Origin of the sequence: Pseudomonas sp. TWP3-1, from assembly GCF_049896625.1 — a bacterium.
Classification (GTDB): domain Bacteria; phylum Pseudomonadota; class Gammaproteobacteria; order Pseudomonadales; family Pseudomonadaceae; genus Aquipseudomonas.
On record NZ_JAFCUQ010000009.1, the window covers coordinates 107,039 to 129,191 of the forward strand.

The 22,153-nt window shown below is 60.2% G+C and carries 24 protein-coding genes; all 24 read left to right on the plus strand.

The window, feature by feature from the left end:
- The first annotated feature begins 26 nt into the window (after positions 1-26).
- The 24 genes from fliD to flhB all read left to right on the plus strand — a co-directional run bounded on the left by fliD (position 27) and on the right by flhB (position 22,115).
- The gene (fliD, locus tag ACP7BN_RS14510) at positions 27-1,472 is read left to right on the plus strand and encodes a flagellar filament capping protein FliD (protein WP_426204931.1); all 1,446 of its coding nucleotides are present in this window, start codon (positions 27-29) and stop codon (positions 1,470-1,472) included.
- 125 nt (positions 1,473-1,597) lie between these two features.
- On the plus strand, positions 1,598-1,996 hold the full coding sequence (fliS, locus tag ACP7BN_RS14515) for a flagellar export chaperone FliS (RefSeq protein ID WP_420647966.1): 399 nt from the start codon (positions 1,598-1,600) through the stop codon (positions 1,994-1,996).
- Positions 1,997-2,006: 10 nt separating this feature from the next.
- Positions 2,007-2,303 (plus strand): flagellar protein FliT, encoded by a 297-nt coding sequence (locus ACP7BN_RS14520; RefSeq protein ID WP_426204934.1) that lies wholly within the window; start codon positions 2,007-2,009, stop codon positions 2,301-2,303.
- Between the two features lie 173 nt (positions 2,304-2,476).
- The gene (locus tag ACP7BN_RS14525; protein ID WP_420647968.1) at positions 2,477-3,952 is read left to right on the plus strand and encodes a sigma-54 dependent transcriptional regulator; all 1,476 of its coding nucleotides are present in this window, start codon (positions 2,477-2,479) and stop codon (positions 3,950-3,952) included.
- 110 nt (positions 3,953-4,062) lie between these two features.
- Positions 4,063-5,274, plus strand: a complete 1,212-nt coding sequence (locus tag ACP7BN_RS14530) for a sensor histidine kinase (protein ID WP_426204936.1) — start codon at positions 4,063-4,065, stop codon at positions 5,272-5,274.
- Positions 5,275-5,279: 5 nt separating this feature from the next.
- The gene (locus ACP7BN_RS14535) at positions 5,280-6,671 is read left to right on the plus strand and encodes a sigma-54-dependent transcriptional regulator (RefSeq protein WP_426204938.1); all 1,392 of its coding nucleotides are present in this window, start codon (positions 5,280-5,282) and stop codon (positions 6,669-6,671) included.
- A gap of 126 nt (positions 6,672-6,797) precedes the next feature.
- On the plus strand, positions 6,798-7,124 hold the full coding sequence (gene fliE, locus ACP7BN_RS14540) for a flagellar hook-basal body complex protein FliE (protein ID WP_420647970.1): 327 nt from the start codon (positions 6,798-6,800) through the stop codon (positions 7,122-7,124).
- 15 nt (positions 7,125-7,139) lie between these two features.
- Positions 7,140-8,927, plus strand: a complete 1,788-nt coding sequence (fliF, locus tag ACP7BN_RS14545) for a flagellar basal-body MS-ring/collar protein FliF (protein ID WP_420647971.1) — start codon at positions 7,140-7,142, stop codon at positions 8,925-8,927.
- Positions 8,920-9,939 carry a flagellar motor switch protein FliG gene (gene fliG, locus ACP7BN_RS14550; RefSeq protein ID WP_007958288.1) on the plus strand — a complete coding sequence of 340 codons (1,020 nt, stop codon included), beginning with the start codon at positions 8,920-8,922 and terminating at the stop codon, positions 9,937-9,939. The genes fliF and fliG overlap by 8 nt, the downstream gene beginning before the upstream one ends.
- 4 nt (positions 9,940-9,943) lie before the next feature.
- On the plus strand, positions 9,944-10,750 hold the full coding sequence (gene fliH / locus ACP7BN_RS14555; protein WP_426204942.1) for a flagellar assembly protein FliH: 807 nt from the start codon (positions 9,944-9,946) through the stop codon (positions 10,748-10,750).
- A complete protein-coding gene (gene fliI / locus ACP7BN_RS14560) occupies positions 10,740-12,098 on the plus strand; it encodes a flagellar protein export ATPase FliI (protein ID WP_426204944.1) in 1,359 nt (452 codons plus the stop codon). The genes fliH and fliI overlap by 11 nt, the downstream gene beginning before the upstream one ends.
- 6 nt (positions 12,099-12,104) lie before the next feature.
- The gene (gene fliJ, locus ACP7BN_RS14565; protein WP_420647974.1) at positions 12,105-12,554 is read left to right on the plus strand and encodes a flagellar export protein FliJ; all 450 of its coding nucleotides are present in this window, start codon (positions 12,105-12,107) and stop codon (positions 12,552-12,554) included.
- 77 nt (positions 12,555-12,631) lie between these two features.
- Positions 12,632-12,937: an STAS domain-containing protein gene (locus ACP7BN_RS14570; protein WP_426204945.1), complete on the plus strand. Its 306-nt coding sequence runs from the start codon at positions 12,632-12,634 to the stop codon at positions 12,935-12,937.
- A 5-nt stretch (positions 12,938-12,942) separates the two neighbouring features.
- Positions 12,943-14,646, plus strand: a complete 1,704-nt coding sequence (locus tag ACP7BN_RS14575; RefSeq protein ID WP_426205054.1) for an ATP-binding SpoIIE family protein phosphatase — start codon at positions 12,943-12,945, stop codon at positions 14,644-14,646.
- Positions 14,647-14,676: 30 nt separating this feature from the next.
- Positions 14,677-15,024 carry an Hpt domain-containing protein gene (locus tag ACP7BN_RS14580; protein ID WP_426204947.1) on the plus strand — a complete coding sequence of 116 codons (348 nt, stop codon included), beginning with the start codon at positions 14,677-14,679 and terminating at the stop codon, positions 15,022-15,024.
- A 105-nt stretch (positions 15,025-15,129) separates the two neighbouring features.
- The gene (locus tag ACP7BN_RS14585) at positions 15,130-16,491 is read left to right on the plus strand and encodes a flagellar hook-length control protein FliK (RefSeq protein WP_426204949.1); all 1,362 of its coding nucleotides are present in this window, start codon (positions 15,130-15,132) and stop codon (positions 16,489-16,491) included.
- A 212-nt stretch (positions 16,492-16,703) separates the two neighbouring features.
- Positions 16,704-17,210, plus strand: coding sequence for a flagellar basal body-associated protein FliL (fliL, locus tag ACP7BN_RS14590; RefSeq protein ID WP_426204951.1), 507 nt, complete (start codon positions 16,704-16,706; stop codon positions 17,208-17,210).
- Between the two features lie 9 nt (positions 17,211-17,219).
- The gene (gene fliM, locus ACP7BN_RS14595; protein ID WP_038363850.1) at positions 17,220-18,188 is read left to right on the plus strand and encodes a flagellar motor switch protein FliM; all 969 of its coding nucleotides are present in this window, start codon (positions 17,220-17,222) and stop codon (positions 18,186-18,188) included.
- Positions 18,189-18,244: 56 nt separating this feature from the next.
- Positions 18,245-18,694, plus strand: coding sequence for a flagellar motor switch protein FliN (gene fliN, locus ACP7BN_RS14600; protein ID WP_426204953.1), 450 nt, complete (start codon positions 18,245-18,247; stop codon positions 18,692-18,694).
- Positions 18,695-19,159 carry a flagellar biosynthetic protein FliO gene (fliO, locus tag ACP7BN_RS14605; RefSeq protein ID WP_426204954.1) on the plus strand — a complete coding sequence of 155 codons (465 nt, stop codon included), beginning with the start codon at positions 18,695-18,697 and terminating at the stop codon, positions 19,157-19,159.
- On the plus strand, positions 19,159-19,917 hold the full coding sequence (gene fliP / locus ACP7BN_RS14610; protein WP_420647981.1) for a flagellar type III secretion system pore protein FliP: 759 nt from the start codon (positions 19,159-19,161) through the stop codon (positions 19,915-19,917). The genes fliO and fliP overlap by 1 nt, the downstream gene beginning before the upstream one ends.
- The gene (fliQ, locus tag ACP7BN_RS14615) at positions 19,914-20,183 is read left to right on the plus strand and encodes a flagellar biosynthesis protein FliQ (RefSeq protein WP_420647982.1); all 270 of its coding nucleotides are present in this window, start codon (positions 19,914-19,916) and stop codon (positions 20,181-20,183) included. The genes fliP and fliQ overlap by 4 nt, the downstream gene beginning before the upstream one ends.
- A 3-nt stretch (positions 20,184-20,186) precedes the next feature.
- Positions 20,187-20,972, plus strand: a complete 786-nt coding sequence (gene fliR / locus ACP7BN_RS14620) for a flagellar biosynthetic protein FliR (RefSeq protein ID WP_420647983.1) — start codon at positions 20,187-20,189, stop codon at positions 20,970-20,972.
- A gap of 3 nt (positions 20,973-20,975) precedes the next feature.
- The gene (flhB, locus tag ACP7BN_RS14625; RefSeq protein ID WP_420647984.1) at positions 20,976-22,115 is read left to right on the plus strand and encodes a flagellar biosynthesis protein FlhB; all 1,140 of its coding nucleotides are present in this window, start codon (positions 20,976-20,978) and stop codon (positions 22,113-22,115) included.
- Positions 22,116-22,153 lie beyond the last annotated feature (38 nt).

A 22,153-nucleotide genomic window follows, 5' to 3' on the forward strand; every position in this document is an offset into this window, starting at 1 on the left:
TGGCAACATCATGAAAGGAGATGCACATGGCAAGTCCAATTCTACCCGGCTCCGGCCTGGGTTCCGGCCTGGACATCGGCGCAATCGTGACCGCACTGGTCAATGCTGACAAAGCGCCGAAACAGACGCAGATCGACACCCAGACGAAGAACAATTCTCTGAAGATTTCCGGTGTCGGTTCGTTGAAGAGTGCGTTGACCGCATTCCAGACCGCCATGACCAACCTGGGCAGCAAGACCGCGCCTGCGTTTGCCGGTTTCTCGGCGACTTCAGGTACGCCTTCGGTGCTTACCGCGACGACTGATAACACTGCAGTTGCCGGCACTTACAATATTTTCGTCTCGTCCTTGGCCACCGGCTCGAAAGTAGCCAGCGCAGCCTTCGCCGGCGGTGCTGCCAGTGCCATTCCGAGTGGTACTCTGAAAATCACTCAAAATGGTATTGATATCCCGGTCACGATTCCGGCCAACGCTACCTTGCAGAGCACGCGCGACGCAATCAACTCCTCGGCGGGTCCTGCCGGTATTTCCGCCAACATCGTGACTGACAGCAGCGGTGCTTCGCGTCTGGTGGTCAGTTCGAACAAGACTGGCGCAGGTACGGACCTCAAACTCAGCGGCATCTCCGGCCTGGAGATCGATGGCACTCAGGAAATGGGCGCTACACCGACGGCGGGCAGTTCCGGTTCGATCAACGGTCTGGCCAAGGATGCGAGCCTGACCATCGACGGTCTGCCGGTGACCAGCAAGACCAATACCGTGACGGGTGCAGTCAGTGGCCTGACCCTGAATCTGGTGACCACCACTGCGCCAGGCACAACTGTGACGGTAGGCGTCGAGCCCAACACCAAAGGTCTGCAGACCTCGATTCAATCCTTCGTTGATGCGTACAACACGCTCAAGAAAACCATTGATACCTTGTCCAAAGCGACGCCGGACGAGGATGGCAAGCTGACCGTGCAGGCTGCGTTCACTGGCGATTCGATGACGCGCAAGCTGATGAGCGACATCCGCGCAGAACTGACCAATAACACGACGGGTGGCCCAGTAGGCGTTTTGTCGCAAATTGGTGTAATGACCGACCAGAACACGGGCGAGCTGAAGTTCGACGCAGCCGCGTTTACCAAAAGCATGGCTACGCCCGGCACCACTGGTCAGATACAGCAACTGTTCGCGGGCACCAACGACACCAACGGCCTGTTGTCGCGTATGAGCAAGTCGCTCGACCCGTATCTCAAGCCCGCCAGTATCACATCCAAAGGTATGCTTGATCAGCGCCTTGCCGATCTGACCGCGAACGGCAAGAAGATTGCCAATCAGCAGGAGGCACTCGATATTCGTGTCGCCAACCTGACCAAGACCCTGACGGCCAAATACAACGCCATGGACTTGCTGGTTGGGCAGATGAAAGCGACGGCGAGCAACATTACCTCGTTCTTCGCGTCGTTGAACGCGCAGCAATCCGCAAAGTAAGATGAAACGACAAAAACCCGGCTGCGCTTTCAGAGGCGCGCCGGGTTTTTGTCTTTTGCGCTAAAGTTTTTTGGCTCGATGGCGATACACTGGTCATACGAGTCATTGTGGCAATGAGGTAGACCATGAACCCAATGTTAGCGCTGCGGCAATATCAGAAGATCGGCGCACACGCTCAGACCTCCGAAGCGAGCCCGCACCGTCTGGTCCAAATGCTCATGGAAGGTGGCCTGGATCGCATCGCTCAGGCCAAAGGCGCCATCGAGCGCAAGGACGTGCCGGCCAAATGCACGTCGATCAGCAAGGCCATTGGCATCGTCAGCGGGCTGCGTGAAGGCCTGGATCTGGACAATTGCGCGGATACGCTGAGTGATCTGGACAGTCTGTACATCTACATGATGAAGCGTCTGGCTGAAGCGAATATCGCCAGCGACCCGCGCATTCTCGATGAAGTTGCCGGTTTGCTGCGCACGGTCAAAGAAGGCTGGGACGCCATCGCGCCTACGCCAGCTCCTCAGTTCTAAGGAGATCACCATGAGTCTTGTATTGCAGCGAATCGAAGACACCCGGCAAGCGCTGATCGGTGCCCTGGCCGACCGCAACTGGGAAGTCATCGGCCAATTGGATCTCGATTGCCGTTCCTGCATGGAAGACGTCTTGAGTGAGGCTGCGCTGGATGAGGTGGCGTTGCGCGACAATCTTGAGGAGTTGCTGCACGTCTACAAGCAACTGCTTGACGCTGCCATCGGTGAGCGTCAGGCAATTGCCGATGAGATGTCGCAGATCACCCAAGCGCAGAATGCGGCAAAGGTTTACCATCTGTTTGGTTAATTAACCCTCAGTTAATCCAGACACGTGCGCCATAAATTTGACTGTGCACGGTTTTTTGACTTAACTAGTGGCTGATTACAGATTTCGGGCGTCTACAGGCACATGGTGTCCTGCAAGCGTCTCGCTTGCCCCTTATTTTCGGGCATTGAGTTGACTAGGGAAGTTGCTATTGCATGTGGCGTGAAACCAAAATTCTGCTGATCGATGACGATAGCGTCCGCCGCCGCGACCTGGCGGTGATTTTAAATTTTCTTGGCGAAGAAAATTTACCCTGCGGTAGCCATGACTGGCAGCAGGCAGTCGGCTCTTTGTCATCAAGTCGTGAAGTCATTTGTGTATTGATCGGGACGGTCAATGCTCCAGGTGCACTTTTGGGCTTGTTAAAGACACTCTCAACCTGGGATGAGTTCCTTCCGGTTTTGTTGATGGGCGACAATTCTTCCGTCGACCTGCCTGACGACCAGCGCCGCCGCGTGCTTTCTACCCTCGAAATGCCGCCCAGCTACAGCAAATTGCTCGACTCCCTGCACCGTGCCCAGGTCTATCGCGAGATGTATGACCAGGCCCGTGAGCGCGGTCGTCATCGCGAACCCAATCTGTTTCGCAGCCTCGTCGGCACCAGCCGCGCGATCCAGCACGTGCGCCAGATGATGCAGCAAGTGGCCGACACCGACGCCAGCGTGCTGATCCTCGGCGAGTCTGGCACCGGCAAGGAAGTGGTCGCACGCAACCTGCATTACCATTCCAAGCGCCGCGACGCGCCGTTCGTGCCAGTCAACTGCGGGGCGATCCCGGCCGAGTTGCTGGAAAGCGAATTGTTCGGCCACGAGAAGGGCGCTTTCACCGGCGCGATCACCAGCCGTGCGGGCCGCTTCGAGCTGGCCAACGGCGGTACGCTGTTCCTCGACGAAATCGGCGACATGCCGCTGCCGATGCAGGTCAAACTGCTGCGCGTGTTGCAGGAGCGCACCTTCGAACGCGTGGGCAGCAACAAGACCCAAAGTGTCGACGTGCGCATCATCGCCGCGACTCACAAGAACCTCGAAAGCATGATCGAGATCGGCACCTTCCGCGAAGATTTGTACTATCGCCTGAACGTGTTCCCGATCGAAATGGCGCCGCTGCGTGAGCGCGTCGAAGATATTCCGTTGCTGATGAACGAATTGATCTCGCGCATGGAGCACGAGAAGCGCGGTTCGATCCGCTTCAACTCGGCTGCGATCATGTCGCTGTGCCGTCACGGCTGGCCGGGCAACGTCCGTGAGCTGGCCAACCTGGTGGAACGCATGGCGATCATGCATCCGTACGGGGTGATCGGTGTGGTCGAGTTGCCGAAGAAATTCCGCTACGTCGATGACGAGGACGAGCAACTGGTCGACAGCCTGCGCAGTGATCTTGAAGAACGCGTAGCGATCAACGGCCATACGCCGGACTTCTCCGCCAACGCCATGTTGCCGCCGGAAGGTCTGGACTTGAAAGATTACCTCGGTGGTCTGGAGCAGGGCCTGATCCAGCAAGCGCTCGACGATGCCAATGGCATTGTGGCGCGCGCCGCTGAACGCTTACGCATTCGCCGCACTACGCTGGTGGAGAAGATGCGCAAGTACGGCATGAGCCGGCGCGACGGAGATGAACAGGCGGAGGATTGACGCCTGTTTTTCAACTGCTTCATTTATAAGCAGTTTTTTTTAGGCACGGGTATTGCTATAGCCCTCGCAACGTTCCGTTTAACTGACGGTCAGCCAAGCGAGTGAGCACAATGCCCCAAGCCTCCCAGATGTCTCCAGTTGCCGACTCTTCGGCGCAGCTGCCGTGCGCAGAACAGGCGAGCCGTCAGGGACTTGAGCAGGCCTTCGCGCTGTTCAATCAGATGTCCAGCCAGTTGACCGACTCCTACAGCATGCTTGAAGCACGGGTGACCGAGCTCAAGGGCGAGCTGGCTGTGGTCAGTGCCCAGCGCATGCAAGAGCTGGCGGAAAAAGAACGCCTGGCCAACCGTCTGCAAAACCTCCTCGATCTGTTGCCTGGTGGCGTTATCGTCATCGATGGGCACGGTGTCGTCTGCGAAGCCAACCCGACCGCCACCGAACTGCTGGGTTTGCCGCTGGAAGGCGAGTTGTGGCGTCACGTGATTGCCCGCTGCTTCGCGCCGCGTGAAGACGACGGCCACGAAATCTCTCTGAAGAACGGTCGACGCCTGTCGATTGCCACGCGCTCGCTGGATGCCGAGCCGGGGCAGTTGGTGCTGCTCAACGACCTGACTGAAACCCGTCATCTGCAAGATCAACTGGCGCGCCACGAACGTCTGTCGTCGTTGGGGCGCATGGTCGCTTCGCTGGCGCATCAGATCCGCACGCCGCTGTCTGCCGCGTTGCTCTACGCCAGTCATCTGACCGAGCAGGAACTGCCGGTCGCCACGCAGCAGCGCTTTGCCGGGCGGCTCAAGGAGCGACTGCACGAGCTGGAGCATCAAGTGCGCGACATGCTGGTGTTCGCTCGCGGCGAGTTGCCAATGACCGACCGCATCACACCGACTGCTTTGATGCAGGCCCTGCAGTCTGCGGCGTCGACCCACGTCCAGGACCTGCCAATCCGCTGGCAGTGCGACAGCCATGCCGGCGAGTTGCTGTGCAACCGCGACACACTGGTCGGGGCGATTCTCAATCTGATCGAAAACGCGATTCAGGCCAGCGCCGGTGCAGTGCGCCTGAAAGTGCATTGCTACACCCGCGACAACACTCTGCGTCTGAGCGTGAGTGACAGCGGCAGCGGTATCGATCCAGTGGTGCTGGCGCGCCTCGGTGAGCCGTTTTTCACCACCAAAGTCACCGGCACCGGCCTCGGACTGACCGTGGTCAAAGCGGTGGCGCGTGCCCATCAGGGAGAATTGCAGCTGCGCTCGCGGGTCGGGCGCGGCACCTGCGCGCAGGTGATCCTGCCGCTGTTTTGCGCTGTACACGGAGCTGAGTAAAAAATATGGGCATCAAGGTTTTGCTGGTCGAGGATGACCGCGCGCTGCGTGAAGCACTGGCGGATACGCTGCTGCTCGCCGGCCATGACTACCACGCGGTCGGTTCGGCCGAAGAGGCACTGAAAGCCGTGGAGCGTGAGCCGTTCAGTCTGGTGCTCAGCGACGTCAACATGCCGGGCATGGATGGCCATCAGTTGCTGTGCCTGTTGCGCGCACGTCAGCCGCAATTGCCGGTGCTGTTGATGACCGCTCATGGCGCGGTCGAGCGTGCGGTCGATGCCATGCGTCAGGGTGCGGCGGATTATCTGGTCAAGCCGTTTGAACCCAAGGCGCTGCTGGATCTGGTGGCGCGGCATGCGTTGGGCAGCATCGGTGCAATTGAAGGCGAAGGCCCGATTGCGGTCGAACCTGCGTCAGCACAGTTACTCGAATTGGCCGCGCGCGTGGCACGCAGTGATTCGACAGTTTTGATCTCTGGCGAGTCCGGCACCGGCAAAGAAGTGCTGGCGCGCTACATCCATCAGCAATCGCATCGTGCCACGCAGCCATTCATTGCGATCAACTGCGCAGCGATTCCCGACAACATGCTCGAAGCGACACTGTTCGGTCACGAAAAAGGTTCGTTCACCGGCGCCATCGCGGCGCAGGCCGGCAAGTTCGAACAGGCCGATGGCGGCACGTTGCTGCTCGATGAGATTTCCGAAATGCCGCTGGGCCTGCAGGCCAAGTTGCTGCGGGTGCTGCAAGAGCGCGAAGTCGAGCGAGTCGGCGCGCGCAAGCCGATCAGCCTCGACATCCGCGTGGTCGCGACCACCAACCGTGATTTGGCCGGTGAAGTGGCGGCGGGGCGCTTTCGTGAAGATCTTTTTTACCGTCTGTCGGTATTTCCCCTGGCCTGGCGTCCACTTCGCGAAAGAACTGCCGATATCCTGCCGCTGGCTGAAAGGCTGTTGGCCAAACACGTCAATAAAATGAAGCACGCAGCAGCGAAACTCTCGCCTGAGGCATGCGCGTGTCTGACCGGATATCCGTGGCCGGGCAATGTGCGGGAACTGGACAACGCAATTCAACGCGCGTTGATCTTGCAGCAGGGCGGGTTGATCCAGCCGCAGGATTTCTGTCTTGCCGGTGCAGTGACATTTGCGGCATTGCCGGTGGCGGCAGCTGCGCAATCGGTGGTTCGCGACATCGAAATCGAGTCCGATGCGCCCGGCGCGCTGGGCGATGACCTGCGTCGGCATGAGTTTCAAATGATCATCGACACCCTGCGCGCCGAGCGTGGCCGGCGCAAAGAGGCGGCGGAAAAACTCGGAATCAGCCCACGCACGCTGCGCTACAAACTGGCGCAAATGCGTGATGCGGGGATGGATGTCGAGGCGTATCTGTTCGCCATCTGAATCACTGCGAAACGTTTGAGCGGTATTTCTGAAAGCGCCGGCCGAGAGCTGGCACCCTTGTTGCTAACACCTGTGTACCCGCCGAGTGAGTGTCAAAAAATTGCGGGCCGCCCAAGAGAGTAGACCATGAGCCAAGGTATTGAATTTAATCGGTTGATGCTGGACATGCGCGCCATGCAAATGGACGCCATGTCTGCGCCGAAATCGGCCGCTGTCCCGGAAATGTCCGGCAGCAGCTTTTCCGACATGCTCGGTCAGGCGATCAACAAAGTCAGCGATACCCAGCAGGCCTCCTCCCAGATGGCCAATGCGTTCGAAATCGGTAAAAGCGGCGTCGATCTGACGGACGTGATGATTTCCTCGCAGAAAGCCAGCGTGTCGTTTCAGGCGCTGACCCAAGTACGCAACAAGTTGGTTCAGGCGTATCAAGACATCATGCAGATGCCGGTATAAGGACGAGATTGAGTCATGGCAGAAGCAGTCGCCGATAACGTTCCGGCCAAGGCCACCCCGATTGACGGCAAACCGCCGCTTTTCGGCCTGTCCTTCCTGGAAAACCTCTCCGAGATGACCGTGCTGCGTCAGGTGGGCCTGTTGGTCGGCCTGGCTGCGAGCGTGGCGATTGGCTTTGCCGTGGTGCTGTGGTCGCAGCAGCCGGATTACCGTCCTCTGTACGGCAGCCTGGCCGGGATGGACGCCAAGCAGGTCATGGATACCCTAGCCGCCGCCGACATTCCCTACACCGTCGAACCGAACTCCGGTGCCTTGCTGGTCAAGGCCGATGACCTGTCCCGTGCGCGGCTCAAGCTCGCGGCCGCTGGTGTCACTCCCAGCGATGGCAACATCGGTTTTGAAATCCTCGACAAGGAACAGGGTCTGGGCACCAGCCAGTTCATGGAAGCGACCCGTTATCGTCGCGGCCTCGAAGGCGAACTGGCGCGCACCATTTCCAGTCTGAACAACGTCAAGGGCGCGCGCGTGCATTTGGCGATTCCGAAGAGCTCGGTGTTCGTGCGTGACGAGCGCAAGCCAAGTGCTTCGGTATTGGTCGAGCTATACTCCGGTCGTTCGCTGGAGCCAGGCCAGGTGGTGGCGATCATCAACCTGGTCGCAACCTCGGTTCCCGAGTTGAGCAAATCGCAGATCACCGTCGTCGATCAGAAGGGCACGCTGCTCTCGGATCAGGCGGAAAACTCCGAAATGACCATGGCCGGCAAGCAGTTCGATTACAGCCGCCGCATGGAAAGCATGCTTACCCAGCGCGTGCACAACATTCTGCAACCGGTACTGGGTAACGATCGCTACAAGGCTGAAGTCTCGGCCGACGTCGATTTCAGCGCCGTCGAATCGACCGCCGAGCAGTTCAACCCGGACCAACCGGCGTTGCGCAGCGAACAGTCGGTCAACGAACAACGCACCGCCAGCAATGGCCCGCAAGGCGTACCGGGTGCTCTGAGCAACCAGCCGCCAGCGCCAGCCTCGGCCCCGCAAACCACCGGTGGCGCAGCCGCGCCGGCGAGCATGGTGCAGCCGGGTCAGCCCTTGGTCGATGCCAACGGTCAGCAGATCATGGACCCGGCCACCGGCCAGCCAATGCTCGCACCGTACCCGGCAGACAAGCGTCAGCAATCCACCAAGAACTTCGAACTCGACCGCTCCATCAGCCACACCAAACAGCAGCAGGGTCGCCTGAATCGTCTGTCGGTGTCGGTGGTGGTCGACGATCAGGTCAAGGTCAACGCAGCCAACGGCGAGACCACGCGTGCGCCGTGGACCACCGACGAATTGGCGCGCTTCACGCGCCTGGTGCAAGACGCCGTCGGTTTCGACGCCAGCCGTGGCGACAGCGTCAGCGTGATCAACATGCCGTTCTCCGCCGAGCGCGGCGAAGTGATTGCCGATATTCCGTTCTACTCCCAGCCATGGTTCTGGGACATCGTCAAACAAGTGCTGGGTGTGTTGTTCATCCTCGTGCTGGTGTTCGGCGTGCTGCGTCCGGTGCTCAACAACATCACCGGTGGCGGCAAATCCAAGGAGCTGGCCGGTCTGGGCGGCGACATGGAACTGGGTGGCATGGGCGGTCTGGACGGCGAACTGTCGAACGATCGCGTAAGCCTCGGCGGCCCGACCAGCATCTTGCTGCCGAGCCCGAGCGAAGGCTATGACGCACAGTTGAACGCAATCAAGAGTCTGGTGGCAGAAGATCCGGGTCGTGTGGCCCAGGTCGTGAAAGAGTGGATTAACGCAGATGAGTGATAACCGAGCCGCCGTCGCCAAATTGTCCCGGGTCGATAAAGCCGCGATTCTGCTGCTGTCCCTGGGTTCGACCGACGCCGCCCAAGTGCTGCGCCACATGGGCCCCAAAGAGGTTCAGCGTGTCGGTGTGGCGATGGCCCAAATGGGCAACGTCCACCGCGAGCAGGTCGAGCAGGTGATGAGCGAGTTCGTCGACATCGTCGGCGACCAGACCAGCCTCGGGGTCGGCTCCGACGACTACGTGCGCAAAATGCTCACTCAGGCGTTGGGCGAAGACAAAGCCAACGGCCTGATCGACCGGATTCTGCTGGGTGGCAACACCAGCGGCCTGGACAGCCTGAAGTGGATGGAACCGCGCGCCGTGGCGGACGTGATCCGTTACGAGCACCCGCAGATTCAAGCCATCGTGGTCGCGTACCTCGACCCCGATCAGGCCGGTGAAGTGCTCGGCAACTTCGACCACAAAGTGCGTCTGGACATCATCCTGCGCGTCTCGTCGTTGAACACCGTGCAGCCTGCCGCGCTGAAAGAATTGAACCAGATTCTCGAGAAACAGTTCTCCGGCAACTCGAATGCCTCGCGCACCACCCTGGGTGGCATCAAGCGTGCGGCGGACATCATGAACTTCCTCGACAGCTCGATCGAAGGTCAGCTCATGGACTCGATCCGCGAAGTCGACGAAGACCTGTCCGGTCAGATCGAAGACCTCATGTTCGTGTTCAACAACCTCGCCGACGTCGACGACCGTGGCATTCAGGCGTTGCTGCGCGAAGTGTCCTCGGACGTGCTGGTGCTGGCCCTCAAGGGTTCGGACGAAGGCGTCAAAGAAAAGATCTTCAAGAACATGTCCAAGCGTGCGGCCGAACTGTTGCGCGACGACCTCGAGGCCAAAGGCCCGGTGCGCGTCAGCGATGTCGAAACCGCGCAGAAGGAAATCCTCACCATCGCCCGCCGTATGGCCGAAGCCGGAGAAATCGTGCTCGGTGGCAAGGGCGGCGAGGAAATGATCTAAGCCCATGGACAAGCACGACGACGATGTGACGGATCTGATCCGTGCCCGCGATGTCCGCGGTTTCGAAACCTGGGCCATCCCCAGCTTCGATCCGCCGAAACCCGAACCTGAGCCGGAACCCGAGCCTGAACCGCCGGAAATGGAAGAAGTGCCGCTGGAAGAAGTCCAGCCACTGACCCTGGAAGAACTCGAAAGCATCCGTCAGGAGGCTTACAACGAGGGCTTCGCTACCGGCGAGAAGGAAGGTTTTCACAGCACCACTTTAAAGGTGCGCCAGGAAGCCGAAGTGGCGCTGGCGGCGAAAGTCGCCAGCCTCGAGCAACTGATGGCGAACCTGTTCGAGCCAATTGCCGAGCAAGACACGCAGATCGAAAAATCGCTGGTCGACCTCGTGCAGCACATCACCAAACAGGTGATTCAGCGCGAACTGGCCATCGACTCGACGCAGATCGAACACGTCATGCGCGACGCCCTCAAGCTGTTGCCGCTGGGCGTGGGCAACGTGCGGCTGTACGTCAATCCGCAGGATTTCGAGCAGGTCAAAGCCCTGCGCGAGCGTCATGAGGAAACCTGGCGCATCGTTGAAGACGAAGCCTTGCTGCCGGGCGGTTGCCGGGTCGAAACCGAGCACAGCCGGATCGACGCGAGCATCGAAACCCGCGTCAGCCAGGTCATGGCCAAGCTGTTCGACCAGTTGCACGAACAAGCGCTGCACCCGGCCGAGCCGGACCTGAGCCTGGAATTGCCTGAAGCCGTCAAACCGGCTGCCGTCGCCGAAGAGCCGCTCGCGGACCAAGCCGATGCGCCTTGATCGCACCAGTTTCGCCAAACGCCTGGGCAGTTATGCCGAGGCCGTCGAAATAGCTGCTGCGCCGATTCTCGAAGGGCGCCTGCTACGCATGGTCGGCCTGACCCTCGAAGCCGAAGGCCTGCGCGCCGCCATGGGCACGCGCTGCATGGTGATCAACGACGACAGCTATCACCCTTCGCAGGTTGAAGCCGAAGTCATGGGCTTCTCCGGCAACAAAGTCTTCCTGATGCCGGTTGGCAGCGTCGCCGGTATCGCCCCTGGCGCCCGTGTAGTGCCAATGGTCGACACCGGTCGCTTGCCGATGGGCATGAGCATGCTCGGTCGCGTACTCGACGGCGCCGGTCGCGCGCTGGACGGCAAGGGCGGCATGAAAGCCGAGGACTGGGTGCCGATGGACGGCCCGACGATCAACCCGCTCAACCGTGATCCGATCAGCGAGCCGCTGGACGTGGGCATTCGTTCGATCAACGGTTTGTTGACGGTCGGTCGCGGTCAGCGTCTCGGTCTGTTCGCCGGTACTGGCGTGGGTAAATCGGTATTGCTGGGCATGATGACGCGCTTCACCGAGGCCGACATCATCGTCGTCGGCCTGATTGGTGAGCGCGGTCGCGAAGTCAAGGAATTCATCGAGCACATCCTCGGTGAAGAAGGCCTCAAGCGCTCCGTCGTCGTGGCGTCGCCTGCGGACGATGCGCCGCTGATGCGTCTGCGTGCGGCGATGTATTGCACGCGCATCGCCGAGTATTTCCGCGACAAGGGCAAGAACGTCCTGTTGCTGATGGATTCACTGACCCGTTTCGCTCAGGCGCAGCGGGAAATCGCCTTGGCCATTGGCGAACCGCCAGCGACCAAGGGTTACCCGCCGTCGGTGTTCGCCAAACTGCCGAAACTGGTGGAACGCGCCGGTAATGCGGAGAAGGGCGGCGGTTCGATTACCGCGTTCTACACCGTGTTATCCGAGGGCGATGACCAGCAGGACCCGATTGCCGACGCCGCCCGAGGCGTACTCGACGGACACATCGTGCTGTCGCGGCGTCTGGCCGAAGAAGGTCACTATCCGGCCATCGATATCGAAGCGTCGATCAGCCGGGTCATGCCGGCGGTAGTCTCGGTCGAGCATATGCGGCGCGCGCAATACTTCAAACAACTGTGGTCGCGCTATCAACAGAGTCGCGATCTGATCAGCGTTGGCGCCTATGTCGCTGGCGGCGATCGCGAGACCGATCTGGCGATTTCCCTGCAACCGCAGTTGGTGCGCTACCTGCGCCAAGGCTTGAACGACAAGATCAGCCTGGGCGAGAGCGAGGCTTACCTCGAAACGATTTTCGCGCCTGCGGCCGGCGGGTAACCGGTCATGGCCCTGAGCCGCGCTGCACGTCTGGCCCCGGTGGTGGACATGGCTGAAAAGGCCGAGAAAACCGCCGTGCTGCGCCTCGGTCATTTCCAGGGCCAGGTCAAGGTTGCCGAAAGCAAACTCGCCGACCTCAACGCCTTTCGTCTGGATTACTCGGAACAGTGGATCGTACGCGGCAGCACTGGCGTGTCCGGCCAATGGCTGCTGGGTTTTCAGGGCTTTCTCGCGCAACTCGACACCGCGGTCGATCAGCAGCGGCAAAGTCTGCAATGGCATCAAAACAACCTCGATAAGGCGCGTGATGCCTGGCAACAGGCGTTCGCCCGGGTCGAAGGCTTGCGCAAACTGGTCCAGCGCTACCGCGACGAAGCGCAGCGCGCCGAAGACAAGCGCGAGCAGAAGCTGCTCGACGAATTATCCCAGCGCCTGCCACGGCGTGATGTTTTTTGATCTTGCTTGCTCCTTGCCCCAACCCATACCAGGTGCTAAACCTTGTACAGGTTTGTTCATGACAAGGAAGCCAGACAATGTCAGTCGTTACAGAAGTATCTGCGGATGGGCAAGAACTGACGATTTCGGTCAAGGGTCGATTCGATTTCGGTCGCCATCAAGAATTTCGCGAGTCCTACGAGCGACTCAATAAAAAACCTGAATCCATCGTCGTCGATCTGAAAGAGGCCACCTACCTCGACAGCTCGGCGCTGGGCATGCTCCTGTTGCTGCGTGACCATGCCGGTGGCGAAAGTTCGAATGTGCGGGTGATCAACAGCAACTCCGACGTGCGCAAGATCCTTGCCATCTCCAATTTCGACAAACTCTTCAACATCAGTTGACGACCGTGCAGGCGCAAGAGCCGCTGACGATCCTGATCGCCGAGGACAGTGCCGCTGATCGCCTGCTGTTGTCGACCATCGTCCGTCGTCAGGGGCATTCGGTGCTGACGGCCGCCAATGGCGCCGAAGCGATCGAACTGTTCCGCAGTCAGCAACCGCAACTGGTGTTGATGGACGCGATGATGCCGGTGATGGATGGCTTCGAAGCGGCGCGCCAGATCAAGGCGCTGGCCGGCGAAACCTTGGTGCCGATCATCTTCCTCACCTCGCTGACCGAAAGCGAAGCGTTGGCCCGGTGTCTGGATGCCGGTGGTGACGACTTTTTGGCGAAGCCCTATAACCAGGTGATCCTGTCCGCCAAAATCAAGGCGATGGATCGCTTGCGTCGCTTGCAGGCGACGGTGCTGCAACAGCGCGACCTGATCGCCAGGCACCATGACTATTTGCTCAATGAGCAACGCGTCGCCAAAGCGGTATTCGACAAAGTCGCGCACTCCGGTTGCCTGAGCGCGCCGAACATCCGCTACCTGCAATCGCCCTATGCGCTGTTCAACGGCGACTTGCTGCTGGCGGCCTACACCCCGGCGGGTGATATGCACGTGCTGCTCGGCGATTTCACTGGCCACGGTCTGCCGGCGGCGGTCGGTGCCATGCCGCTGGCCGAAGTGTTCTACGGCATGACCGCCAAGGGCTACGGCCTGGCGGAAACCCTGCGCGAGATGAACGCCAAGCTCAAGCGCATCCTGCCGGTCGATATGTTCTGTTGTGCGACGCTGCTGTGTCTGAGTGTTCAACGGCGATCGGTCGAGGTGTGGAACGGTGGCATGCCCGACGGCTACTTGCATCGTATCGCCACGGGAGAGCGCACACCGCTGGCGGCGCGGCACTTGCCGCTCGGCGTACTCAGCCCGCAGATGTTTGACGATCGCACCGAAGTGCACTCGATGGCGGCGGGGGATCGGGTGTTTTTGTTGTCCGACGGGGTGATCGACACCTGTGACGCCAATGACCAGTTGTTTGGTGTCGAGCGTTTACAGCAAGTGTTTGCCGCCAATCGCCAGCCGGATCGCCTGTTCGAAGAGATCGAGCAGGCATTGCAGGATTTTCGCGGCGAGGCGCGTGACGATGTGAGCATGGTCGAAGTCAGCCTGCTTGACGCGGTGCGGCTCAACCCGTCGGCGCCGGTGTACTCCGACAGCGGCCAGTCGTGTCCGCTGGACTGGTCGGTGAGTTTCGAGTTCCGTGGCGCCACGCTCAAGCGTTTCAACCCGTTGCCGTTCTTGCTGCAACTGATGATGGAAGTCCATGGCCTGCGCGCTCAGAGCGGAGCGCTGTACAGCGTGCTCGCCGAACTCTATTCGAATGCGCTGGAGCATGGCGTGCTCGGTCTGGATTCCAGCCTCAAGCGCGATGCCTCGGGATTCGCCCGCTACTATGAACAACGCAATGCGCGCCTTGAGGCTTTGCAGGATGGTTACGTGCGCGTGCATTTGCAGATCACGCCGCAGGGTGCGGGCGGTTGCCTGGTGGTGCGGGTCGAGGACAGCGGCAAGGGTTTTGATGTGGCGCGCGTGATGGAGCGGCCGCTGGATGGTGTCCGTCTGTCGGGCCGTGGGGTCAGCCTTGTGCGGCAACTGGCCGCAAATGCTGGCTGGTCCGACGATGGTCGCAGTGCCCGCGTGGAGTTTTTCTGGGAAGCTCTGGCATAATCCGCGCATTCTTGATCAAGGAGTGAGCAAGTGGCTGATAAACATGTGGATCGCGACGTGCTCAACACGTTGCACGAGGTCATGGAGGAGGCTTATCCGGAATTGCTGGATACCTTCCTCGTCGACTCCGACAATCGCCTGCGCGAATTGCAGCAGACGGCCGACGCCGAGGTGTTGTCTTCCGTCGCCCATAGCTTCAAGGGCAGCAGCAGCAATATGGGCGCAACCCGCCTCGCCGAGCTGTGCCAGGAGCTGGAACAGCACGCGAGAGACAAAAGTCCCTCCGAAATCCTCAAGCTGGTGGCCGACATCCATAGCGAGTTCGGCGAAGTGCGCCCGGTTTATGAGGCTGAACGCCTGCGTTCCCACGCCCATTGAGTCAACCGCCCGGCGCTTTTATACAGCGCCCGGCGAAACTGGCCCGACGCTTGCAACCATCTCTGGTACCTGTACCTACGATCCCAGTGCAGCGGAGACCGTGTCATGCCTGCAAGTCCCAACATTTTTCTTCAGACCGCCGCCCAGGCCAAGGCGCAAGCCGCCTCTGCCAAACCATCGGCAGTGGCCGCAGAGCCCGGGGACAAGGCTTCCGGCTTCGCTAAGGTGTTCGCCGACCAAGGTCAGAACAAGCCTTCAGTGTCTGCCGACAGTACGCAGAAAACCGCGCGTGACAAGGCTTCCGACGACAGCGGCAAAAAGGATATCAGCACGGAACAGTCTGCCGCCTCTGAGCCAGCCGTTGCCGATAGCGGCAATGCCTTGCCCGCCGACAAACCGGCAGCGGCGACTGAAGATAAAGCCGCCAGCGACGACTCGACTGACACCGCGCAAACCCCAGTTGCCGACACGGCTCCGGTTGATCCGACGCTGGATCCCGCGCTGATAGCCACCGTGCAGCCGCAGGTCACGCCGCCAGTTGTGTCGGCTCCGGTAGTCGACGCCTCGGCCAAGCCTGAGGTTGAAACACCACTGGTCGCGGTATTGCCGGGGATCGTCAAAGACCCAGCGGCCACTGGCGACAGCGGATTCGATCCCGAGGCCGACCCGCTTGATGCGTTGCCGGCCGTGCGCATGGCGATGGAGCAGAGTGGGCACATCTCCGCTTCCAGCCAGGCGCAGCCCAAAGCTGCCGCCAATCAGGCACAAGCCGACGGTGAATTGACCGCCGCGCAGACCTTTGCCACCGGCATGGCCAGCATGCTCAATGTGCAGGCGGACAAGGACAGCACCAGTCAGGGCGGTGAAAAGGCCTTCAGCGGTCTGCTCGACGATGGCTTGAAAGACTTGAAATCGGCGACCACTGATACGCGCGTCGATGACTTCGCCAACCGTCTGGCGGCGCTGACTCAGGCGGCCACGCCGAAAACCGCGAATGCCGTGCCGGTGAATCAGCCGATCGCCATGCACCAGAGCGGCTGGACCGAAGAAGTGGTCAACCGCGTCATGTACCTGTCGAGCGTCAATCTGAAGGCGGCCGATATCCAGTTGCAGCCGGCCGAGCTCGGGCGGCTGGATATTCGCGTGAACATGGTTCCGGATCAGCAGACGCAAATCACCTTCATGAGCGCCCATCCAAGCGTGCGTGAAGCCCTCGATGGCCAGATGCATCGTCTGCGCGACATGTTCGTCCAGCAGGGCATGGGCCAGGTCGACGTCAACGTTGCCGATCAGGGGCGTGGCTGGCAGGGCCAGGAACAGGCGCAGCAGGGGCAGGGTGGTCGCACCAGCGCTTCCGGCGGTCGTCTGGATTCGGCCGATGAAGAATTGGCGGCGGCCAGCGTGGCTGAAGCTGCTGCGCAGACCACCAGCGTGATCGGCACCAGCGCCGTCGATTATTACGCCTGACACACCGCGTAAAACTGTGGGAGCCAGCCTGCTGGCGATGAGGCCCTGGCAGTCAACATCTCAGTTGACTGGGGTGCCGCCATCGCTAGCAGGCTAGCTCCCACATTTGTTATGTGCTGCTCTCCAGATCACCCCTCCGACACTTCTGGCATAACACTTGCTCTTGCCTAGCCGTGCGACTGTGAAAACCCGATTAGTGACGGATTATTGGCATGGCGAAGAGCGAAGCAGCACCAGCGGTAAAAGACCCGGCAACCAAAGGCAAACTCAAGATGATCATCGTGATCGTGCTGGGGTTGCTGCTGGCGATCGGCGCGTCCGTGGGGGCGACCTGGTTCTTCATGCACAGCGCTCAGAGTAAACCGGCCGAAGCAGCCGAGGCTGGCCCGGTGGGCAAACAGCCAGCGATTTTCGAGCCGATGGCTCCGGCCTTCGTGGCCAACTACACGCAGAACGGGCGTCAGCGCTACATGCAGGTGAGCATCACCATGCTCGGGCGCAATCAGGCTGATCTGGAAGCGCTCAAAGTGCACATGCCGGTGATCCGCAACAACCTGGTCATGCTCTTCTCCGGTCAGGATTTCGCCACATTGGCGACGCCGGTCGGTCAGGAGATGTTGCGCCAGAAGGCTACAGCGAGCGTGCAGGAAGTGGCGCAGAAAGAGCTGGGCAAAGTGGTGATCGAACAGTTGCTTTTCACTAATTTCGTACTGCAGTAGGAACACGACATGGCCGTGCAGGATCTGCTGTCCCAGGATGAAATCGATGCGTTGCTGCATGGCGTCGACGATGGTCTGGTACAGACCGATAACGCTGCCGAACCCGGCAGTGTCAAAAGCTACGACCTGACCAGCCAGGATCGCATCGTCCGCGGACGCATGCCGACTCTGGAAATGATCAACGAGCGTTTTGCCCGTTACACCCGCATCAGCATGTTCAACATGCTGCGCCGCTCGGCGGACGTTGCTGTCGGTGGCGTGCAGGTGATGAAGTTCGGCGAATACGTGCACTCGCTGTACGTGCCGACCAGCCTCAACCTGGTCAAGATCAAACCGTTGCGCGGCACCGCGCTGTTCATTCTGGACGCCAAACTGGTGTTCAAACTGGTGGACAACTTTTTTGGCGGCGACGGCCGTCACGCGAAGATCGAAGGGCGTGAATTCACCCCGACCGAACTGCGCGTAGTGCGCATGGTGCTGGAGCAGGCTTTCGTCGATCTGAAAGAAGCCTGGCAGGCGATCATGGAAGTCAACTTCGAGTACATCAACTCGGAAGTGAACCCGGCCATGGCCAACATCGTCGGCCCGAGCGAAGCAATTGTGGTTTCGACTTTCCACATCGAACTCGATGGCGGCGGCGGCGATCTGCACGTGACCATGCCGTACTCGATGATCGAGCCGGTGCGCGAAATGCTCGACGCCGGTTTCCAGTCCGATCTCGACGATCAGGACGAGCGCTGGGTCAACGCCCTGCGCCAGGACGTGCTCGACGTCGATGTACCGATTGGTGCCACCGTTGCTCGTCGTCAGCTCAAGCTGCGCGACATCCTGCACATGCAGCCGGGGGATGTGATCCCGGTCGAGATGCCGGAAGAAATGATCATGCGCGCCAACGGCGTGCCGGCCTTCAAGGTCAAGATGGGCTCGCACAAAGGCAACCTCGCGTTGCAAGTGATCGAGCCGATCGAGCGTCGCTGAAGCGGCGCAACACCCCCTACGCATTTAACTGAATTGTTGCCCGCCGAGGACACACGATGAACGACGATATGAACGCCCAGGACGACCAGGCTCTGGCTGATGAATGGGCTGCTGCCCTGGAAGAAACCGGCGACGGCCAATCCGAAATCGACGCACTGCTGGCTGCCGACGCATCCAGCGGTTCGCGTATGCCGATGGAAGAGTTCGGCAGCGTGCCGAAGAACAACGATCCAGTGACCCTGGATGGCCCGAACCTGGATGTGATTCTCGACATTCCGGTATCGATCTCGATGGAAGTCGGCAGCACCGACATCAACATCCGCAACCTGCTGCAACTCAACCAGGGTTCGGTGATTGAACTCGATCGTCTGGCCGGTGAGCCGCTCGATGTGCTGGTCAACGGCACGCTGATCGCGCACGGCGAAGTGGTTGTGGTCAACGAGAAGTTCGGCATCCGCCTGACTGACGTGATCAGCCCAAGCGAACGCATCAAGAAGCTGCGCTGAGTGAAAAAGCTTCTCGGTTGTGTGCTCGGCGCAGTGCTGGCGTTGCCGTTCAGTGTGCTGGCGGCCGAGCCGGCTGTGAGCGCCACGGCTGCGGCTGCCGCCGTTCCCGCCGTCAGCGGCAGCGTCGCCGGGCAACTGACTCAGTTGGTGTTGGGGCTGTTGCTGGTCGTGGGGTTGATCTTCTTCCTCGCCTGGCTGATGCGCCGCGTGCAGCAGGCCGGGCCTGCGGGCAAAGGCCAGGTGATCGATCTGATCGCCTCGCGGGCACTCGGCCCGCGTGACCGTTTGCTGCTGGTGCAGGTCGGTAACGAGCAGATTCTGCTCGGTCTGAGCCCGGGCACCATCACCGCGCTGCACGTGCTCAAGGAGCCGGTCGTGGTATCGAGCCCCCCTGAAAAAGCGACCCCGGAATTTGCCCAGCATCTGTTGAAGATTCTCGGCAAGGATCAAAAGGATACGAAGTAATGGGTGCGTTGCGCATCGTCTTGACCCTGGCCCTGATGCTGGCCGCGCCGCTGGCACTGGCCGCCGATCCGTTGCAGATTCCGGCGATCACGCTGGGCACCAACGCCGACGGCGCGCAGGAATATTCGGTCAGCTTGCAGATTTTGCTGATCATGACCGCCCTGAGCTTCATTCCGGCGGCCGTGATCCTGATGACCAGTTTCACGCGAATCATCATCGTGTTCTCGATCCTGCGTCAGGCCCTCGGCCTGCAACAGACGCCGTCGAACCAGATCCTCACGGGCATGGCGCTGTTCCTGACGATGTTCATCATGGCGCCGGTGTTCGACCGGGTGAACAACGATGCGCTACAACCGTATCTCGCGGAAAAACTCACCGCGCAGCAAGCGGTGGAAAAAGCTCAGGTGCCGATCAAGGACTTCATGCTCGCGCAGACCCGCTCCAGCGATCTGGAGCTGTTCATGCGCCTGTCCAAGCGTACCGATATCGCCACTCCGGATGCGGCGCCGCTGACCATTCTGGTGCCTGCGTTCGTTACCTCCGAACTTAAAACCGCGTTCCAGATCGGCTTCATGATCTTCATTCCGTTCCTGATCATCGACCTGGTGGTCGCGAGCGTGCTGATGGCCATGGGTATGATGATGCTCTCGCCGCTGATCATTTCCCTGCCGTTCAAAATCATGCTGTTCGTGCTGGTGGATGGCTGGGCGCTGATCATCGGCACCCTGGCCAGCAGTTTCGGAGGTGTTTCGCCATGACGCCAGAAGTCGCCGTCGATATCTTTCGTGAAGCCTTGTGGCTGACCACCATGATGGTGGCGATTCTGGTAGTGCCGAGCTTGCTGGTGGGTCTGTTGGTGTCGATGTTTCAGGCGGCCACGCAGATCAACGAACAGACCCTGAGCTTCCTGCCGCGTCTGCTGGTGATGCTGGTGAGCCTGATCGTCGCCGGCCCATGGATGGTGCAGACCTTCATGGAGTACATCATCCAGTTGTACAAAAACATTCCGCTGGTGATCGGCTAAGTCATGCAGTCGCTGTTGCAGTTGACCGACACTCAGATCAGTACCTGGGTGGCGAGCTTCATGTTGCCGCTGTTTCGCATCGGCTCGCTGCTGATGGTGATGCCGGTCTTTGGTACGACCCTCGTTCCCAAGCGCGTGCGTCTGTATCTGGCATTGGCAATCACTGTGGTGATCACGCCGGGTTTGCCGCCGATGCCGGCAGTGAGTCCGCTGGATTTGAGCGGGTTGCTGCTGATTGCCGAGCAGATTCTGATCGGCGCATTGCTCGGCTTTTCTCTCCAGCTGTTTTTCCAGGCGTTCGCCATCGCCGGTCAGATCGTCGCGGTGCAGATGGGTATGGGCTTCGCCTCGATGATCGACCCTACCAACGGCGTATCGGTGGCAGTGATCGGGCAGTTCTTCACCATGCTCGTGACCCTGCTGTTTCTGTCGATGAACGGCCATTTGGTGGTGTTCGAGGTCATTACCGAGAGCTTCACCACCCTGCCGGTCGGCAGTGGCCTGACGGTCACGCATTATTGGGACGTGGCCACTAAACTCGGCTGGGTGCTTGGCGCTTCACTGTTGCTGGTTTTGCCTGCGGTGACTGCATTGCTGGTGATCAACATCGCGTTTGGCGTGATGACTCGCGCCGCGCCGCAACTGAATATTTTCTCCATCGGTTTCCCGCTGACCCTGGTGCTCGGGCTGTTCATTGTCTGGGTGGGGCTGGCGGATATTCTCAATCAGTACCAACCGCTGGCCACCGAGGCTTTGCAGTGGTTACGCGAACTGGCACGGGCGCGCTGAGTCATGGCTGAGAGCGAAAGCGGTCAAGACAAAACAGAAGACCCCACGGAGAAACGCAAAAAGGATTCCCGTGAGAAGGGCGAGATCGCCCGCTCCAAAGAGCTCAATACCCTGGCGATCATGGTCACCGGTACCTGCGCGCTGCTGATTTTCGGCGGCATGCTCGCGCAAGAGTTGATGGACCTGATGCGGATCAACTTCACGCTGACGCGCGAAGAGATCATGGATCAGACCTACATGGGCAAGTTCCTGATGCACTCCGGACTGATCGCGCTGGTGGCGATTCAACCGATCATGATCGCTCTGGTGCTGGCAGCGATCATCGGCCCGATTGCCCTCGGAGGCTGGTTGTTCGCGGCGGGTTCCCTGGCCCCGAAATTCAGCCGGATGAACCCCGGTGCCGGCATCAAGCGCATGTTCTCGATGAAGTCGGTTATCGAGCTGCTCAAGGCCCTGGCCAAGTTTCTGATCATTCTCGCGGTGGCGCTGGTGGTGTTGTCGAACGATGTCGACGACCTGCTGCGTATCGCCCATGAGCCGCTGGACCGGGCGATCATCCACAGCTTGCAACTGGTTGGCTGGAGTTCGTTGTGGATGGCTTGCGGCTTGGCGATCATTGCCGCGGTGGATGTCCCGGTGCAGATCTGGGAAAGCATCAAAAAGCTCAAGATGACCAAACAGGAAGTGCGCGACGAGCACAAGGATCAGGACGGCAAACCCGAGGTCAAGCAGCGCATTCGTCAGTTGCAACGCGAGATGTCGCAGCGGCGCATGATGGCGGCGATTCCGGATGCCGACGTGGTCATCACCAACCCGACCCACTACGCCGTCGCGCTCAAGTACGACTCGGAGAAGGGCGGGGCGCCGCTGCTGCTGGCCAAGGGCAGTGATTTCCTCGCGTTGAAAATCCGCGAAATCGCCGTGGCCAACAACGTCATGCTCCTCGAATCGCCGGCCCTCGCACGTTCGATCTACTACTCCACCGAACTCGACGAAGAAATCCCTGGTGGGCTGTATTTGGCGGTCGCTCAGGTACTGGCCTACGTCTACCAGATCCGCCAGCACCGCGCAGGCAAGGGCAAACGCCCGGATCCGCTCAAGGACGACCTGCCGATCCCGCCGGATTTACGCCGCGATTCCTGACTCTACTCTGGTGAAGCAAAAAACCGCCGCCCCGATTG